The organism is Glutamicibacter sp., from assembly GCF_035257265.1.
Taxonomy (GTDB): Bacteria; Actinomycetota; Actinomycetes; order Actinomycetales; family Micrococcaceae; genus Glutamicibacter.
Map to the genome: position 1 here is coordinate 135,338 of NZ_DATEXC010000027.1, position 18,114 is coordinate 153,451.

Genomic DNA, 18,114 nt, shown 5'->3' on the forward strand with positions numbered 1-18,114 from the left:
GCAACACAGCGGGAAGTGCACCACAGTGACGCAAATATGTATGAAGATGGTTCTATGAATGTGCGTACGCCCGACCCATATCCAGGCTGGCTCAACGAAGAAGATCTCCACGAAGCCCGCCAACGTCTTCCGATGCTCTATGTTGAGGCTATCCCCGTGCGCCTCGATCCGCTGGGCTATGTCAACGAGGTAGGTTTGCTTCTCACCGGCGATGAGTCGGGGCAGATGTTACGCACCTTCGTTTCCGGCCGCGTGATGTACCGAGAAACGATTCGGGCGGCGTTGATCCGTCACATCGAAAAGGATCTGGGCACCATGGTTCTCCCCCAGCTGCCAGCCTCTCCGGTACCATTCACCGTTGCTGAGTATTTCCCCTCACCCAGTGAAACTGGACTGACCGACGACCGTCAGCATGCCGTAGCGATGTGCTATATCGTCCCGGTGCGTGGCGAATCAACTCCGCGTCAGGACGCCCTCGAGCTGACCTGGCTCTCCCCTGCCGAAGCCCTGAGCGAAGACATTCAAGGTGAGTTCGCCGGGGGTAGAGAAAATATTCTCCGGCAGGCATTAGCCCATGTCGGAATCAATATCTAAGTAGATTATTTCTGACCTTGCTCGGGAATACCTAGACGCCGGCGCATGCGCTTGCCGAACCAGCTACCAACGAGCACACCCAGGATGCCCACCGCGGAACCGATGACCGTCTCAACAACACGGTCATACATCACCGCGGTGGACAGCCCGGTGATCAGACTGGTGCCTACCAGCGCCAGCGGGGTAATAAATACCTGAGCAAGGAAGTAGTTGCGCATTACCAGCATTTCGGCCAAGAACTGGAATAGCCCAATAAAGACCACGAGGATCCACATCGCTGGGTTCAGCACAATAAGCAGTGCAATGAGCAACATGCCGGCCAGCGTGCCGAGCACACGGTGTACGCCACGACGTACGCGCAGAGCCGTCGTGTGACCTGCCAGCGGCACCACAGCGGCGACCATTGCCCAATAATTATGGCCAGCTTCAAGCTGGCTGCCGACGATATTCGCTAATGCGCCAGCTACGCCGGCGGTGAGCACGTAGAACAAGCCCTCCCACCAGATCGCTTTGCGTACGTTATCTGACAGCGGCGGCAAGGGTGTACGTTTCCACAGACTTGACCACTGCCCTAAGGCGCCACTTGCACCGATAATCAGCGCTAGCAGAATAGTCGCAGCCGCAGCAGCCATGGCGTCGCCAAAGGGCGCTGGCTTAGCAATCGAGGCAATCGCGGCGAATGCGAAGATGTGAAACAGCGAGCCGCCGGGCCGCAAACGCAAAAATCCGGTGACCACCGAACAAATGCCCGCTATCAAGGTTGTAGCTCCGACAACCTGCCAGGCCTTGAGCTCGGGGTTATCGTGGTCAATCCAGAAGTTTGAGGCGCATAACGCCAAACCGATCACGATAAAGAACAGCACTCCTGAACGTGTCTGCATGCGCAACCGATTCCAGTACCCATCAACACGACCGTATACTCCGGTGAACGCACCAAAGACTACAAAGACCATCAAGTCTAATCGGTCTATAAGTAATAAGAAGATCAGCGGCGCGAAGACGCCGATACCTGTGCGTAGTCCGATCCAGTGATCTTTCCGAGCTGGACCCAAGGTCACCAAGGAACGTGCGGATTCCTTAAAATTTTGGAAATTCACTAGATCCTTCCGTCGTTTACGACACAGTGCTGTTAACTGAATTATTCGCCTTTGACCAAGTCGAACGCTAGGTTTTGGCTCACTTTTGGGCTGTCGTTTTCCTCACCCGGCACCTGATACGGCACACTGGTTACGTGTCCGAGAAGAACTTTAACCCCAGCACCCCGCATTCCCGCCAAACCGAGTTCGGTTTTGAGGTGGGTACACGCCTGACCTCTCCGGAGGGTGAGCCGATGTTGGGCCGTACCGGCGTGATCAATACCCCGCACGGCCAAATCAAGACCCCTGCCTTTATTGCGGTCGGCACCAAAGCCACCGTCAAGGCGCTAACTCCGGTGCAGGTTGAACAGCTCGGCGCGCAAGCGGTGCTTGCCAATGCATACCATCTCTACCTGCAGCCAGGTTCCGACATCCTCGATGAGGCTGGTGGCCTCGGGAAGTTCATGAGCTGGGAGGGGCCTACCTTCACCGATTCCGGTGGTTTCCAGGTAATGAGCCTCGGCTCAGGTTTCAAAAAGGTCATCGATATGAAATCCGTGGATCAGTCTGGCCCGGATGATGCGGTTGCCCCCGGCAAGGAACGCCTAGCAAATGTTGACGATGATGGGGTCTGGTTCAAGTCCCATCTTGACGGCAGCAAACACCGTTTTTCCCCAGAAATCTCGATGAATGTCCAGCACCAGATTGGTGCCGACATCATGTTCGCTTTTGACGAGCTGACCACCTTACAGAACTCCCGCGGTTATCAGGTGGAATCCCTGGAACGTACTCGTTTGTGGGCTCAACGTTGCATTGCTGAGCATTTTGCGCTGACCGATTCACGTGCGGGCAAAGAGTATCAAGCGCTCTTCGGTGTGATTCAGGGTGCTCAATATGAAGATCTGCGCCGTAAGGCGTGCCAGGATCTCGGGGCAATGGCTTTTGACGGTTTCGGTATTGGTGGAGCCCTCGAGAAAGAAAACCTTGGCACCATCGTGGGGTGGTGTTCCGAAGAACTTCCGGAAAACAAGCCACGTCACCTGTTGGGAATTTCCGAGCCAGATGATATTTTCACGGCTATCGAGAATGGTGCAGACACTTTTGATTGTGTCTCTCCCACTCGTGTGGCCCGAAACTCCGCTTTCTACACCCCACACGGACGGTTTAACCTCTCCGGGGCCCGGTACAAACGCGACTTCACCCCATTGGTTGAAGACTGCTCTTGCTACACCTGCCAGAACTTCACGCGCGCCTACATTCACCACCTGCACAAGTCCAAAGAACTGCTCAGCCACACGCTCATTTCCATCCACAACGAGCACTTCACTGTCAGCCTGGTAGATGCGGCACGCAACGCTATTGAAGACGGTAGCTTCTTTGAACTGAAGGCAAAGGTCATGTCAGAGTACTACGCCGGCAACCCCGATCCGCAAGGGCTGCCTGCCTAAACTCTTAACTGTATTTTCGGGCAACGGCGGGTATCGATGAATTTCAGTAATCATCGATACCCGCCGTTGCGCTTTGTTGGCCGTGAGTTACCGGACGTGAGCGGTTGCTGATTCGCCGGCTCTTCGTAATGCCGCGTACCCCGGGTAAGTGCACAGCAATCCTAACGCCCAGATTCCCCATGGCACGGCCGCGATTGGTGTAAGCAAAAGTAAGATCAAGGGCAGCCCCGAGACTGTTGCTTGAAGGAAATACCGAAGTTCGATAAGCATCAGCGAACCGGTGTGTATCTCGTTGCTGGCACCAAGAATCAGTGCTTCCCAGTCACGTTCTCCACGCGTAGCCCGGCCCCAGGCAGCAGCACTAGTGCCACTGCCGGCCACCAATACGCCGGGGATCCAAAATCCAAGGTTTGCCGGAGGGATCATGCCCAGTGCTAGCGGAAGCAACGAACAGATGCTCAAAATTACGAGAATCACGCACAGCGTGAATCCAATGGCCGGGCGGACCAAGGCTGTGCGTGGCAGGCCCAACATCTGTGCCAGCCCTGGCGCATTGGCCAATGGGCGATTCAGGCGTCCGAGGCTCTCCGTAAGCACCCATAACAGCAACACAAAGAATCCGGTCACTGCCAGTGGGTTAGCGATGGAACGTACCGCTAAAACCAGTGCGACGGTCAGCAAGACCAAATTTCCCGGTGCACGCCAATATCTTCCGCGAAGGTACCGCAGCAAAAGGATCTGGAGTACCACTGGCAGGTGGCGCAGTGGTCGATACCAAGAATTTCTTGTTCGGGGACCTGCCGATTCTGGGGCCGGCAGCATCCCGCTCAATTCCATCTGGGCCAAAGAACCTACAAGCTCATTCTGTATCTGCCCAGCCAGTCTTAGGCTATTGGCCTTAACCTGGTCTATTTTGCGCGTTGCCTGCCAAATAACTATGGTTGCCAGCAGCAGTGCACCCACGCAGCCTGTGGCCCAGAATCCTGGGGCATAGGCCAGTTCTCCAAGTAGTCCATAAGCGCCCTGAGCCCAGATGTTCTCGGTTAATAGCAGGCTCCAGGAAATGCCCAGTCCCATAGTGAAGAGCATCAAGAGCAGACGACAGATTCTGCGCACTGACCGCGCACACTCAGCTATTTGCACTAGCGTTGCAATCGCGCTGAGCAATGCACCCATCACAGCGAAGAAAACTAAAGCACAGACGAATACCTGAACTTCAAACCGACCAGAAACGGTAAAGAGGCCTGCCAGCCACAAGATTCCGATGAAACTGTTGAACAGCGCACCGAGGATAAGTGCATTATAAAATGAACGTTTACGTATCCCGCTGAGATCCACGGCTAGTGGTAACCACCAGGCGGCTTTGTCGGGCCGAAGACCACAGGGACCGAGGTAAAGCAGACCCCTGAAACACCCCAGCAGTAGGACTGGGAGCAGGGCCACCGTAAGATCTTGCAAGTCCCAGACTGCGCTGGGCAGTTGCGTTGCATTTCCACCTGCACCTTGCAGCGCGAAGAGCACCCCGGAAAGTGCGCTAAACAAATAAACCAGCGCAACAACCGCCAACAGCACCCAGATATACCCCTCAGAGAATGCGTCGATGCGGGCGGAGCGATCCCGACGTTTCTTGACTGTGCGGATCAGTTGTCTAGGGTCATAGGTTTGTTCTACCTCGTGGCCTCGTTTAACGTTCAAGCCACAACGCCCCTGACTGCGCGCCAAGTGTTTGCACCTGATCGCCGTCCAACAGGACCACCTCGCCAAGACATTCACGAATTAGCTGGGGGTCGTGGGTAACCACGAGCAGGGTTACCCGATTGGCGCGCATTTGCCGAAGCCGTCGATAGAGCTTAGTTCGAATGCGCCGATCTAGTCGTTGTTCCGGTTCATCCAAAATGAGTAAGCTCGCCGGGCGGATAAGGGCGGCCGCCAATAGTAGTTTGCGCCGCTGACCAGAAGATAACTCCTGGGGTAGACGTTGCTTCACCTGGGTGAGTTCAAAAAATTCTAACTCGGCGTCGACGGCTGCCTGCCACGCTTTGATCCGATGACCACGGGCCACCATTTCAAGATGTTCAGCCACCGATAACTCGTCGAAAAACACACCGTCGGCGACCTGGACGGCGACCTCTTGGCGAAACCGCGCCGAACCTTCGTCTAAGGGGGAACCACAATAAATGACAGTCCCGGAAACGGCTGGTTGCAGTCCTAACACGGTCCTAATGAGGCTCGATTTACCGCTCCCGTTTGCGCCGATAATGCCCATTCCGGCTCCGGTCTGCACGGAGAAACTAATTGGTTCGCATAGAGCCTGTCCGGCATAGCCAATCAGCAGTTCGTGGGTTTCGATTTGTCTGTCGCCTGAGCTCATTTATTTAGCTTAGCGAGCGCGAGGTAACTTGGCTGTCATCCCTACTGCTGATTGAAAATCGACTTTAGACACTTGGCGCGGGTGCTGCATAACTTGGTTCACGTTTCTTGAACCAGCGAATGACCAATGAGGTGACCGGTACAAAGATGATCTCCACCGCCGTTTTGTAGACGAATCCGACCGCTACATAGTTGATGAAATTAGGCGTATCGGTGATTCCGATGACCGGTGCCGCCACGGCACAAAAAATCAAGGTATCGAGGAACTCTCCGACACCACTTGACCCGATAAGTCTGCCCACCAGTCCACGTTCACCAAAGCGTTGCTTCATCCGGACCAAGACCCACGAGTTGGCTAACTGCCCGATGAGAAAGCCCAGCCCCGATGCCAGAACGATCTGCCAGATAGGTCCTAAGGTACGTTCGAGAGCTTCTTGCCCGTCGTAAAATTCGGCTGACGGCAGTTGAATCATGATCCAAAAGGCGAACACCGCAAAGAACGCGAGTGCAAACGTGACCAGGATGGACCATCTAGCAGCTTTGAGTCCATAGACTTCCGAAATCACGTCGCCGAGAATGTAGGCCAAAGGGAAGAGGAAGAAGCCGCCATCGGTGATAAACGGTCCGATGATCACGCCCTTTGACGCTCCGATATTGGAGAGTATGACTATGGCGCCCATGAGCGCGAGCACTGCAGAAAAATATGGAGATCCGGCCGTCGCAAATATTGCTTTGGAGGCTCGGGTACTTATTGGTTTGGTGTTCGGTTCACCCATGAAAATTTCCTAGTTAAAAGTGGTTCGCCAAGACTCCGCATGGACCGACACCTGGTTAATCAACATGGCTTGCTGACCTGTCATGATGTGCCGGAGCGCTGTCCCGCTGTATTAGCACTTACCTAGTTAGTATCCCATGAAGACCTCAGCTCACTTCCGTGACCTACTTCACGGTAACTAGGTTTGTTGAAGCACAAAATACTTAATCTTCCATCTCACCTTGCATTCTTCAGAATATGAATTCGAGGAAAGAAAAATGGCCGTGACTCGGCCCGCATCATTTGCAGCAATTTGATGAGCTTTTTGAACGCGTTCAAAAATTGGATACACTCAAAGAGTATGGGAACTCTTAGCCAGCCAACTCCGCTGAATCAGCCACGCACCGGCAAAGGTCAACAAACCAAGGCCAAACTACTGCGCACGGCTTTGGACGCGTTTGCCGAAGACGGATATCAGGCCGCCAGCATGCGCGCTATCGCGTTACGTGCCGGGGTGTCCCTTTCTCACGCTTATTACTACTTCGGGTCAAAAGAAGACATAGTTCTTGAACTGCTCATCGCACTACGGACCGAACAATTTGAGATATGCAGTGCACAACTCGACGAAGGCAACACCTTAGAAGCGAATATCCGCATCGTCTTCGACGCCAGCGTGCAGGTGATGGAAAAATACCACGATTTCGGGCCATCCTTTCTCAAGGTTTTACTCTCAAGAGATCTCGAAAATAGCGAGCTCACGCAGATCGAGATGTCTCTATGGGAGAGCGTTGTCGTCGGAGCGCGCCCGCTTCCTCCGCTGGCAATCCGGCGTGACTTGCCTCGTTTTCTCTGGTTACTGTCACGGCAGATCTTTTCAACTTGGGCCTATGACAGTTCGCCCAATCAGCGCCGTTCGCGTTCACTGATGCGCAGCATCGCCCCGGTTATTGGCAAATTCACCATCCTCTGCCGTCTGCCGGTCGTGCGTTCACTCTTTGAAGATGTCCTCTCCCTCATGGATTCCGGCGCAGGTTCCATACAGGAACGAACGACCTCGACCGTTGAATCTGCCTCTGAACACCGGTCCAGCAGAGCCAAAGCCTCTTAGTCGCCACTTCAACAGGCACACGCGAGCCTTTCCAGCTCCGTGAACCTCACGGAAGTGACTCTGCGCTTGCTCACGATAAGTCCCTCTCGGCGCCCGGGCTACGCCGTTGCATATTCACTATATTTAAGGCGTAAAGTCGAAGGTGCTGATCCATTATTTTCAAGGTGTTTAGGAGCTAAAGTCACTATGAGCGGAAACGCGACTCCCCTGCCGCAGTGGACCGAGAGTTATGCACTGCTCCGCGATCGCATTGCCACATTCCCGCGTCCAGGTCAGTTACGCTCCGTTGACAGCAATGGTGATGACCCAGAGCTGCTACGTTATTGGCCAGCCAGCGATTGGAGCCCCGATAGCGAGTACCGCCGCTTGATCTTGCTCGGGGCGCCGAATACCGAGGTTGCAGAATCGCTTAAAGCTGCGGGCTGGAATGAAACTTCCTCAATGAATCTGCTGGCCGCAAAACCAGATGATGTTGAGCAAGTAGTACAGCTCGCGGAAACCTCAAGCGTTTTTGAAGCACCTATGGACAATTACGACGTGGTCGAAGTCGCTGAATTTGACCGCCCTGTAGCCCGTGGACGCATGCATTACGGCTCAACTTATGGGCTTCTTTCGGACCCTGATTTGCAGGCGCCAACCAACCCGGACTTGGTACGTCGTGCGGTACTGGCAAACTTTGCCGGGGCTGCTTACAGTCACGGCCTGCCGTGGATCTTGCTTGTTGCTAGTTCCGACCATCTCGATTCGATGACCGAGGGCTGGTCAAAAGCTACTAGTATCAGCATCTGGCAGCAAAGCTAAACACCAATACATTCCGCACTACCTTCAAATGGGACTATGACTACTACATCAAATACCTCAGGCCCAGCCCTGACCTTGACTATTGCCGGTTCGGAAGCAACCGGAGGCGCCGGGGCCCAAGCAGATCTTAAAACCTTTCAGGAGCTCGGCACCTACGGCATCGTTGCACTGACATGCATCGTGTCTTTTGATCCAAAGGACTCTTGGAACCACCGCTTCGTTCCAGTAGACCAGCAGGTCATCGCAGATCAGCTCGAAGCAATCCAGACTTGTTACGAAGGTCAGCTTGGCACCGTCAAGCTCGGCATGATGGGCTCGCCAGCCACGATCAACACCGTCGCCACCGCGTTGAAGTCCCAGAAATGGAACAACGTACTCCTTGACCCAGTGTTGATCTGCAAGGGCCAGGAGCCAGGCCATGCGCTAGATACTGACCAAGCGCTGAAGTCGACATTACTTCCGCTGGCTAGCTTCGTTACCCCGAATCACTTCGAAGCAGAACAGCTCTCCGGGCTTTCGATCGACAATGAAGAAGACCTCATTGCCGCTGCCAAGAAAATCCATGCGATTTCGGGTGCAGCAGTACTCGCCAAGGGCGGCGTACGTATCGCCGGCGAAGACGCTATTGACGTCTTCTACGACGGAACCACACTCGAAGTACTCCGCGAGAAGAAGATCGGCGAAGTTGCCGTGTCCGGAGCCGGCTGCTCGCTGGCCGCCGCGGTTACGGCCGAATTAGCGAAGGGTGCAACCCCACTGGAGGCTGCACGCACCGCGAAAGCCTTTGTCACCGAAGGCATTCGGAACCGTGTCTCAGGAAACACACCCTTCGACGCACTTTGGCAGGGCGGCCGGCGCTAAGACGCCTGACACCGCACGCGACAAAGGCCACATCCATTTGGATGTGGCCTTTGTTATGATTAACAGATCACGACTCCAGATTTAACTCTGGAGCTCACACTGTCAAGACGTTGTGTGCCCGGGCACGCGGTAGGGAGGTCGGCTATGCAAGCCACTTTGACACCTGCCCCGTTCGTCCCCTCGACGGACGGGTAGCTTCCAAACTCCACACCCAACGCCGTCGGCGTTTCTGGTGCTTATTTAGGCTACCTTCTGTGAATTCGTTGCTGATGGGACATTCTTCTTCCACACGACTTTCCTGCGCCCTCAATGCGCGCAGCACATTTTTAAGGACCTGCCTTGCAGCCACTGACAGAAAAGACCATTCGCTCCGCCTTCGTTAATGCCTCGCGCAGTGAGACGAAGAAACTAACGTTGCCAGAGAATTTTGCGACGTTGGACTGGGAAAACCTTGAGTACCTTGGATGGCGCGATCCCAAAATGCCACAGCGTGGATACCTTGTTCACAGCAACGCCGCGGGCCAAACGCGGGCGCTCTTGCTGCGTTCAGCAGATGGGACCCGAAAGCGTAGCAGCTTGGCCATGTGTGACATGTGCCGAGATGTGAATATTCCTTGCTACGTCGGGGTATTCAGCACCCGGCGGGCAGGCCAACCCGGACGCGACGGTGACACCTTGGGCACCATGATTTGTTCCAACTTTGAATGCTCAACCAACGTGCGCATTCCACCTCCAAAGAACGCAATTTACCCTGACCCGATGGTAGTTGTTGCCGAACGCATTGAGCTACTCGACGAAAGAGTGAACAGTTTTATCGGCCGTGTTTAATCGCCACTTCAGTTAGCGGGTTTGAATTTCAGCTAGTGGGCGCAGCATGCTCTGGCAGAGTACGCTGCGCCCACTTCTGCTTAATTCACGGCTAAGCCCCGCGAGCTCTGTGCATATGGGAACGCTGCTAAGCGACGAAACCATTACCCGCTGGTAACAATCGGTTAAAAATATCTAAAAAGTCCTCGGCCACTAGGGGCTTCGTAAGCGCTGTTTTGCTTGGTGATTCGCGGTTTTGAATATGAAGCAAGTGCAAAATACATTCCTTTTCCAAAGATCACTATTCAATAACCCCTTGATATATGACGTAGGTCACCTAAGATTCCACAGTAGGAGACTCGACGTTTTAGCGGACGTCGGCCCCGGTCATCACTCAATACGCACCTTCATGCTGCGAGTGGAAACCGTTGCATCTTCACATGAAAGCATCCCGCTTTCAGCTCAGCTAGGAGAATCATGGTCACTCGGCGCAATCCACGATTGCCGCGGCTCATCTTGGGCTCAGCCACCGCTTTAGCGTTGGCTGTCACAATGACAGGTCCGGCATCAGCTGCCAACATCCCCCAACCGTCCGACGGTGAAAACGCAGCCTCACTGCCCATCGTCAAAAGCCAGAGCCTTTCAGGACTAAAAGTCAGCGGGCAACTAGCCAAGGCCACCGGCGAGGTCTCAGTATTCGTTCAACTCGAAGGCGACGGCGCATACAAAGAGGTCAAAAAGTCCGGTAAGAAGAAAGACAAGGACAAGGTTAAATCTGTCCGTACCCAGGTTAAGTCCAAGGGTAAAGAGCTGGCCAAGGAAGCAAAATCCGAGGTTATCTACACAACTTCGAACGCATTGAGAGGCGTTGCACTCACCGGTGATGCCAAAAAGCTCCGTGCGCTAGCCGAACGTACAGATGTCGCAAAGATCAGCGCCATCGTACCCAAGTCTCCTTCTAACCGCGGTGCGGTGATCGACACCGAAGCGTTGGACGCGTGGACCGCGCTAGATACTACCGGTGAAGGTGTGAAGATTGCAGTGCTCGACACGGGCATTGACTACACCCACTCAGGCTTTGGTGGACCAGGCACCATTGAGGGCTACAAGAAAGCCCAGGCTTCCAAGGAGCTGCCTACCGCAGATTCCGGATTAATTGACAGTAAGAAGTTCATTGGCGGCTGGGATCTTGTCGGCGACGACTACAACGCTGACCCCGACGCCCCGGATTACCAGCCAGTCCCTAACCCAGACCCGAACCCGTTGGACTGTGAAGCTGCAGGTCATGGTTCGCACGTTGCAGGCTCAGCGGCCGGCTACGGCGTTAATTCCGACGGTTCCACCTTCACAGGCGACTACTCCTCACTGACCGCCGATGAAGTCGCCAAAATGAAGGTTGGTCCGGGCACCGCTCCGGAAGCTCAACTCATTGGCATCCGTGTCTTCGGTTGCGGCGGATCATCCTCGGTTGTGGGGCAGGCATTGGACTACGTGCTTGATCCAAATGGTGACGGAGATTTCTCAGACCGCGCCGATGTGGTCAATATGTCCCTCGGTTCGGATCACTCACCGGTTCAGGATCCAGAAAATGACATTGTTGATGCACTTTCTGAAGCTGGAATCCTTTCGGTCATCGCTTCGGGTAACGCTGGCGATGTCACCGACGTTGGCGGCTCACCTGGTAACTCGCGTTCCTCGTTGACGGTAGCCAATACCGTGGGCTCCCAGGTCACCTTGGATAAGATCCAAGTAGATGCGCCTGACAATGTTGCAGGAACCGCCGCAGGCCAGTACTCGGCAAACTTTAACTACACTTCTGCTGACCCGTCCGATTTGAGCGGCGACGTAGTAATGGCTCCGGCCAACAACGCTTTTGGTTGTACAGAATTTGAACCAGGTTCGCTGGAAGGCAAGTGGGTTTGGCTGCAGTGGAGCGAAGACGGCGAGTTCCCTTGTGGATCCGGCGCACGCTTCAACAACGCCGAAGCCGCCGGTGCCACCGGTGTCCTGTTAGATGCTGAAACCAACCTGTTTGATGCTGGCATCGCCGGCAACGCGAATATCCCAGGTGCACAGTTCACCCTGGACTACTCGAATAAGCTACGCCCAGCCGCCGAGGCAGGAGACCTGAAGGTCACTCTGGATGCTTCCTTCGTTGGCGCTGCTTCCGGTGAATCAGGCGTCAAGGACACCTTAAATTCGTCCTCCTCACGAGGCGTGCACGGCTCCAACGGCGTAGTAAAGCCCGACGTTGCAGCACCAGGTACGCAGATCGGCTCGGTAGGCGTTGGAACCGGCAATGGACCAGCGGTCATGTCCGGCACCTCGATGGCTACCCCCATGGTTGCCGGTGTGGCAGCACTGGTCATGCAGGATAAGAACCTCACCGCAGCTGAAGCTAAGAGCACCATCATGAACACCGCAGCAGCGGATGTTTTTGCGGCAAATGGTAAGGCCTACGGTCCAAACCGTGTTGGCTCGGGCCGCGTCATGGCCAAGGCAGCACTTGATACCCCAGCCATTGCCTACGATTCGAAGGCAGCGGATCTGACCAGCGTGGTCTTCGGTGTCCTTGAAATTGACGGTAAGAAGAAATTCTCCGAAACACGTTCAATCACCGTAGAGAACACCAGCGACAAGGCCCAGACCTACAAAGTCAACTACGTGTCCGCTACGCAGATCCCTGGCACCAGCTTCTCGCTGGATCGCAACAGCGTGAGTTTGGCACCAGGTGCTAAGGCTCAGGTCAAGGTTACTCTGCAGGTGGATCCCAAGAAGTGGGTCAAGACTTTGGACCCAACCATGGAGACCGCCCAGCAGGGTCTGGCCCGCGCTTGGGTATCAGATGCTAGTGGTCGCGTTGAGCTGACCAGCTCAACGGCTCCCACCTTGCGTGTTCCAGTGCAGGCAGCGCCTAAGCTCGCAGCTGATATGACCGCTTCGGTCAAGAAGCTGAAGAAGGGTGCAAACACCACCGAGCTGAAGCTCAAGGGTAAGGATATCCGCGTAGGTGAGGGGGCCACCTCGGTCACTTCCCTCCTAGGTGCCTTTGAACTTGGTGCTTCGAGCGAGCGCGGTCCTAAGTCAATGGACAGCGTTCCGGCAGCCCGCGCGATGGACTTGCAGCACGTTGGTGCAGCCAGTACCGCACCGGTAACCGGTATGGCCGATGGACTACTGAACATCGGTATCTCCACCTGGGATAACTGGGCACACCTTGCCGGCGGTACCGAGTTGGACGTCAACATCGATACCAACGGTGATGGCAAGGCCGACTTCGTGACCTTCACTACCGCACTCGACGGAATCGATCTTGACCTAGCGGCCACCTTCGACCTGGCTACCGGTGCACAGGTAGACCTGCAGCCAGTCAATGGCGTGCTTGGAGATGTTGATACCAACAGCTTCGACACCAACGTAGCGATCCTGCCGGTATCACTTGCCGCGCTGGGACTGGATGAGAATTCAGCAGAAATCTCTTACAGTGTTTCAAGCTACTCCTGGTACCACACCAACGACCAGGGCGCGATGATCCCAGTGGATGAGACCGACTGGGTCAAGTTCAACGTTGCCGAACCTCAGGTTGATTTTGGGGCTCAGGGCACCGTCTTCACCGATCTGAAGGGCACCAACATTCCGGTGACCGTTGCAGATCCATCCGTTGCTTCCAAGGCACTGTTGCTGCACCTGCACAACAGCACCGGAAAGCTCGGAGCGAAAAAGAACGAGACCGGCGACCGCGCACAGGTCTTAGACATCACCAAGGGTGACAAAAAAGGCAACGGAAAAGGCTAACCTTTCCTGAGCTAAGCGTCTGCATATAAATGTGCAGACCAAAAAGCTAGACCCGGGCGTTCCCTAGCGAGTAGGGATCCGCCCGGGTCTTCTCTTTGTCCAAAAATAGCTTCATCCGGCAACAAGGCCGCTGAGCATTATGAGTTTTCGCGAAGCTTTTCGGCCAGAATCAGTGTTGCCGCCTCGCGGACCTGCGCCGCCAACTTGTCATCGTTTGCTGCTTGCTTTGCTAGGGCGCTGGCCATGGTCAGTGACTTATTCTCATCCACGCATAAAGGCATCGTGCCGCCGGCTTGAACAAATTTGATCGCTCGTTGTCCTACCGGCACCGCGGAAACCTGTTTCGCATCGCATAGATCATCGGAGATGATCAAGCGTTCATAACCTAGGTCCCCACGCAGCAGATCGGTGATGATTTTCGTGGAGAAAGGAGCATCATGGTCCTTATCCAGCTGCGTATATTTGGCGTTTGAAATCATAACCCATGCTAGGTCTTGCTCAATGGCTGCCTTAAAAGGTTCTAGATCGTTGCTACCCGCCCCAATTTTTGTGTCGGTAACCTGGGCATGGGTGTCAGTGTTCAGGCTTACTCTGCCCAACCCAGGGAAGTGTTTGACTACCGGGTGCACTCCGGAATCACTGAGTTCTTGATTCACCACCAGAATCGAGGACGTAACATCCGCTGAATTATCGGCGTACTGCCTTCCGAATTTTCCGATAGGCGCATTGCCCGTGCCCAAATTCTTCGATACCACGTCGGCTACCGGGGCAAGGTTGACGTTGATCCCGGCCTCGGATAGTTCACTACCGAGCGTGGAAATATTTGACCGTAGTTTTTTCTGGGACCATGTGCCCTGCTCTGATGCTGTGGGCAGCTTGGTAAATCCGGTCCCCTGCAGCACCCGGACAAAGCCACCTTCTTGGTCGGTGGCTACCCAGACCGGTAGTCCGTCGGGGACATTTGTTCCCAACCCTTCATGGAGTTTGCGCACACTGCTAGAAATCTTAGTGTGCGAGAGCTGCGACCTGCCGCGAAGGAAAACATTTGAAATTCCCGACTTCTTCAGCGAAGCGATTTGTGCCGCTGAGGCGCCGTCTGCCGAGACACCGGCCATAACCAAGCTCCGCGCCTGCTCAGATAGGCTCATCGAGCCGGCGAGCGCCACCGCTTGCTGTTGCAGTTGCGCTTCCGGGTCAGCCTCCGTGGGGCTGGCCGAGCTGGCTGCAGCCGAAGGCCCAGTAGCTGATCCGGAGTTTGAGGGGTTTGGTGAGCTGGGCTGAGTTGGCCCAGCGATACTCGGCGCAGGCTGGTCCGCGTTTTCTGCGGGGGCCGTACAACCGCTTAGTAGAAGTGTGCCGAGCAAGCTCAGCCCCACCGTTCGACGCAGCACAGTAGACATGAACGTTATTGTGTCACCAAAACCTTCATGCTTGCACGGTAAAGAGCTCGTCCCAGTTACTGGTGCAGCGCGGTGACATATGTTCGCGCTTCATGGACCATTCCGGCGCTTTGGCCAGGCCGGCGCTGCCCAGGCCAATAGCTTTTGCGCCAAACCGTTGGGAGACCTGTTGCACGACATCACTGACGTTGACTTTTTCGGAGTCTTCAGCGGATGTTGAGCCTAGTAGCCCTAGGTCCAGTTCTTCGGCTCCGGGGTGTTCACTCAGCCCGGAGAGGATCACTCCCCCACGGACGTAATCGATACCTGGCTCCATCAACTCGTTCATCGCCGCGACCGCAATCTTCGTCAGCACAATGGGATCTCGGGTGGGACTGACTAGACGTATTTGGGCGCTCGGAAATGATGCGGCCGAGGTAGCAAAGCGGCTTGTTCCGGCGGTCACCGTGAGCAAGCTAGCGTAACGGCCTTCACTGGCCAGACGGCTTGCTGCTTTCTGTGCGTAGATGGACATCACCTGATCCATCGCTTCACGTGTTCGCACAGGGGTGGAGAAGGAACGGGTGAACATTACCTGGCCTTTATCCGAGCGCTCTTCCACCGGCCCGATACAGCGCTGCCCGTTGAGCTCCATCACCGTGCGTTGCAATACGACAGAGAACTTCTTGCGGATGAGCTGCGCGTCGGTGGCCTTGAGTTGGGCGATGCTTTGAACGCCCATCCCCGTCAATTTTTGACCGGTCTTTTTGCCCACACCCCACACATCTGTTGCGGGAACCTGTGACATGATTTTGGAGACCAGAGCAGGCTCCATCAGCTGTTCAATGCATACTCCGTCCATAGACGGATTGTGCTTGGCGATGTGGTTAGAGAATTTAGCAAGGGTTTTAGTCGCAGATACCCCTACACAGACCGGCACCCCGATGGACTGGGTAATCGCGGCGCGGATCTGCACGGCAGTGTCACGGACTTGTTCCAGCGTTCCGTTGAGGCCAATAAATGATTCGTCGATGGAATACACTTCCTGCCAGGTACCGAAGCGGCCTAGAAGTTCCATCACCCGAGCCGATATATCCCCATATAGCTCATAGTTACTCGAACGCACCGCAAGATTGTGGCTGTCCATGAGGCGGCGCACCTTGAAAAATGGCTCTCCTGTGGCGATTCCTAGGTCTTTGGCTTCCTGTGACCTGGCGACGACGCAACCATCATTATTGGAGAGTACGACAACCGGCCGGTTGCGCAAGGAATAGTCAAAGATGCGTTCGCAGGAGACATAAAAGTTATTCACGTCTACCAAGGCAACATGGTCGCTGTGCCCGGATGATCGAGGGTCAGCGGACATAGTGCAGGCACCTGGTGATCACGCCGAAGACCTCAACTTCGTCTCCTTCGGTGAGGAGCACCGGTAGTGGTGACTCATCGCTGAGTAAACCCACGTGTGATCCCTCTGTCTGCCACCGGCGTACCAGCATCTGGCCGTTCAAGCTCACCACAACCATGGTGCCGTGTTTAACCAGCAGGGCACGGTCCACGATAATCTCGTCGCCGTCATAAATTCCTGCAGAGTGCATCGAGTGTCCCGATACCCTCATGATGAACGTGGCGACCCGATCATGAACTAGCAACCTATTCAGATCCAGCCCGCCATCAAAGTAATCACGCGCCGGGGAGGGGAACCCCATAGCAGAAACGGCCTGCACCGGTCCTTGGGTTGCTCCTGGAGGCATCACTGATTCGGCGTCGCGCACCTAGACACCACCCTTAGATAGAACAAACATTCGAATACTAAGAATTGTACAGTGCGTGGGTGACAACCAAACTCAGCTGAGAGAGTGCACCGAAACAGGCTTACTGTTCACGATTTTCTTGGTGTTAGTCAAAACAATCACAAGACACAACAGTTGGGTGAGCACCGGGACCGCGGGTAGTACATAGCACCAAGCGGGCAGGTCTCCATCCGGGAAATAACCGGCAAAAGCCACAATTTGTTTAGACCCAATCGACAGAATCAGGTACGTCAGAGCCAACGCACCAAATACCGTGCGTCGCAGTACCGGCTTGAGCTCCATCGCTACAACAACCCACGCAAACGTGATGACCGGCAACCAAACCCAGTGATGGGACCAGCTCACCGGAGAGACAAGCAAGGGGCAGGCTGAAGCAATGCCGAGCAACACCACAGGCTTGACGTGCCCGTAGAGCTTCCACAGTAAAGCGACAAAAGAAAGTCCCACACCGAGGGCCAAGATGAGCCATGCCAAGGATGGGGCGTTTAGTCGTTCAAGTAGTCCTTGCAGGGATACGTTGTCGATATACCCCACGTTTCCTACCCGTGAAGGATCCTGCACGACGTCCAGCCAATAGTCCAAGGTGTTTTGTGTTTGGAAAATCAGGCCTACAAGCTGGGTGCCGATAAAAGCGGCAATTCCAACGAACATCGCACGCCATTTACGCATGGCAAAAGGCAGAATCAAAAATGCGATCGGCGTCAGCTTGATCCCTGCACAGATTCCTACGGCAATCACAAACGGCATCAATGACTTGTAACGCACGAAGGTGAGGTAACAGGCGCCGAGAATGAGGATGTTGATCTGCCCGAACCATACTGTGTCGCGGAAGGGAGCCGACATCAGCATTAAGCTCGTCAAGGTCAGCGGCGTGAGCACCGAATTCAGTGCAGGCCATTTGCCCGCCACTCGTGTGGCCACGTCTTTGGCAACAAAAAAAGTCAGGATGATCGAGGCAGCCATGGTGAGCGTAACCGACACCCAGTAAGGGAAAAATGCCATCGGTAAGAACAAAATTGCCGCAAACGTCGGGTAAGTAAACGGCAGCCCCGGCGAATTCACCGGACCCACGAACGGTCCATAAAGGGCTTCTGGTTCACGCAATAGCGTCAAGGCGCCTTCGCGGTATACCGATAGATCCCACCCGGTCGGTTCAATGGCAACCAGCACAACAACTAGTGCCGCAACCATCAGGATTTCAAGGACTGCCGTACCTGGATGGACCTTACGAAAAATTGAAGAACGGATCTTCTTGCACCCCTTAATGGTGATCGTTTTGAGCCAATCCGCCCGGTTCGGCTTTTACCCGC

General features: G+C 54.9%; 15 protein-coding genes. 7 read left to right on the forward strand and 8 right to left on the reverse strand.

Going from position 1 to position 18,114, the window contains the following annotated elements; all coding sequences use genetic code 11:
* Positions 1–54: 54 nt before the first annotated feature.
* On the forward strand, positions 55–594 hold the full coding sequence (locus tag VJ369_RS06670) for an NUDIX hydrolase family protein (protein WP_324091309.1): 540 nt from the start codon (positions 55–57) through the stop codon (positions 592–594).
* A gap of 5 nt (positions 595–599) precedes the next feature.
* Here VJ369_RS06670 and VJ369_RS06675 read toward each other — a convergent pair whose 3' ends face one another.
* Positions 600–1,691: an FUSC family protein gene (locus VJ369_RS06675; protein ID WP_324091310.1), complete on the reverse strand. Its 1,092-nt coding sequence runs from the start codon at positions 1,689–1,691 to the stop codon at positions 600–602.
* 134 nt (positions 1,692–1,825) lie between these two features.
* Here VJ369_RS06675 and tgt point away from each other — a divergent pair, with 134 nt between their 5' ends.
* Positions 1,826–3,118: a tRNA guanosine(34) transglycosylase Tgt gene (gene tgt / locus VJ369_RS06680; protein ID WP_324091311.1), complete on the forward strand. Its 1,293-nt coding sequence runs from the start codon at positions 1,826–1,828 to the stop codon at positions 3,116–3,118.
* Positions 3,119–3,205: 87 nt separating this feature from the next.
* Here the strand turns inward: tgt and VJ369_RS06685 are convergent, their stop codons facing one another.
* The 3 genes from VJ369_RS06685 to VJ369_RS06695 all read right to left on the reverse strand — a co-directional run bounded on the left by VJ369_RS06685 (position 3,206) and on the right by VJ369_RS06695 (position 6,264).
* Complete coding sequence (locus VJ369_RS06685; RefSeq protein ID WP_324091312.1) at positions 3,206–4,813, reverse strand: DUF6297 family protein; 1,608 nt, start codon at positions 4,811–4,813, stop codon at positions 3,206–3,208.
* Entirely contained in the window at positions 4,803–5,489 is a 687-nt protein-coding gene (locus VJ369_RS06690; protein ID WP_324091313.1) for an ABC transporter ATP-binding protein, read from the reverse strand. Before VJ369_RS06690 ends, VJ369_RS06685 begins: the two co-directional genes overlap by 11 nt.
* Before the next feature lie 64 nt (positions 5,490–5,553).
* Positions 5,554–6,264 (reverse strand): queuosine precursor transporter, encoded by a 711-nt coding sequence (locus tag VJ369_RS06695; protein WP_324091314.1) that lies wholly within the window; start codon positions 6,262–6,264, stop codon positions 5,554–5,556.
* Positions 6,265–6,567: 303 nt separating this feature from the next.
* On the opposite strand from VJ369_RS06695, the gene VJ369_RS06700 reads away from it, so the two are divergent.
* From VJ369_RS06700 to VJ369_RS06720, 5 genes are all read left to right on the forward strand, one after another.
* A complete protein-coding gene (locus tag VJ369_RS06700) occupies positions 6,568–7,350 on the forward strand; it encodes a TetR/AcrR family transcriptional regulator (RefSeq protein ID WP_324091315.1) in 783 nt (260 codons plus the stop codon).
* A gap of 186 nt (positions 7,351–7,536) precedes the next feature.
* Positions 7,537–8,151 (forward strand): hypothetical protein, encoded by a 615-nt coding sequence (locus tag VJ369_RS06705; protein WP_324091316.1) that lies wholly within the window; start codon positions 7,537–7,539, stop codon positions 8,149–8,151.
* A gap of 36 nt (positions 8,152–8,187) precedes the next feature.
* The gene (locus VJ369_RS06710) at positions 8,188–9,012 is read left to right on the forward strand and encodes a hydroxymethylpyrimidine/phosphomethylpyrimidine kinase (RefSeq protein ID WP_324091317.1); all 825 of its coding nucleotides are present in this window, start codon (positions 8,188–8,190) and stop codon (positions 9,010–9,012) included.
* Between the two features lie 339 nt (positions 9,013–9,351).
* Entirely contained in the window at positions 9,352–9,840 is a 489-nt protein-coding gene (locus VJ369_RS06715) for an FBP domain-containing protein (RefSeq protein ID WP_188687242.1), read from the forward strand.
* 456 nt (positions 9,841–10,296) lie between these two features.
* The gene (locus VJ369_RS06720; RefSeq protein WP_324091318.1) at positions 10,297–13,614 is read left to right on the forward strand and encodes a S8 family peptidase; all 3,318 of its coding nucleotides are present in this window, start codon (positions 10,297–10,299) and stop codon (positions 13,612–13,614) included.
* A 137-nt stretch (positions 13,615–13,751) separates the two neighbouring features.
* Here the strand turns inward: VJ369_RS06720 and VJ369_RS06725 are convergent, their stop codons facing one another.
* The 4 genes from VJ369_RS06725 to VJ369_RS06740 all read right to left on the reverse strand — a co-directional run bounded on the left by VJ369_RS06725 (position 13,752) and on the right by VJ369_RS06740 (position 17,995).
* Positions 13,752–15,014, reverse strand: coding sequence for a glycoside hydrolase family 3 N-terminal domain-containing protein (locus VJ369_RS06725; RefSeq protein WP_324091319.1), 1,263 nt, complete (start codon positions 15,012–15,014; stop codon positions 13,752–13,754).
* 25 nt (positions 15,015–15,039) lie between these two features.
* Positions 15,040–16,359, reverse strand: a complete 1,320-nt coding sequence (locus VJ369_RS06730; protein ID WP_324091320.1) for a Y-family DNA polymerase — start codon at positions 16,357–16,359, stop codon at positions 15,040–15,042.
* Positions 16,349–16,765, reverse strand: coding sequence for a translesion error-prone DNA polymerase V autoproteolytic subunit (locus VJ369_RS06735; RefSeq protein ID WP_324091321.1), 417 nt, complete (start codon positions 16,763–16,765; stop codon positions 16,349–16,351). The genes VJ369_RS06730 and VJ369_RS06735 overlap by 11 nt, the downstream gene beginning before the upstream one ends.
* A 72-nt stretch (positions 16,766–16,837) precedes the next feature.
* Positions 16,838–17,995 (reverse strand): glycosyltransferase 87 family protein, encoded by a 1,158-nt coding sequence (locus VJ369_RS06740; RefSeq protein WP_324091322.1) that lies wholly within the window; start codon positions 17,993–17,995, stop codon positions 16,838–16,840.
* Positions 17,996–18,114 lie beyond the last annotated feature (119 nt).